Below are 286 nucleotides of genomic sequence, written 5' to 3' on the forward strand. Positions count from 1 at the left end.
GTAAGCGCGTGGTGATCCCGTCTTGACGACGGTCTTCGATCAGCGCACTGCTGTTGGTTGCCAGCGATGCGGCAACAACTCTCCGACACGGCTGGCCGGCTGCGTGGGCAGTCGCTCAAGAATGTCGCTGAGGTACGCGTGCGGCTCATGTCCGTTGAGCTTCGCCGACTGGATCAAGCTCATGATGGCCGCTGCGCGCTGGCCTGCACGTAGCGATCCCGCGAACAGCCAATTCGATCGTCCGATGGCAATCACTGGGTCATTCTGCCCATGTCGGGCAAGAAGT

General features: G+C 61.2%; 1 protein-coding gene. It reads right to left on the reverse strand.

The genetic code is table 11. The annotated features are described in order from the left end of the window. Positions 1-39 precede the first annotated feature (39 nt). Positions 40-286: transposase domain-containing protein (locus APY03_RS41020; protein ID WP_198161374.1), on the reverse strand; the 247-nt coding region annotated here is incomplete at its 5' end.

The sequence above is a fragment of the Variovorax sp. WDL1 genome, assembly GCF_001541225.1.
GTDB lineage: Bacteria > Pseudomonadota > Gammaproteobacteria > Burkholderiales > Burkholderiaceae_C > Variovorax.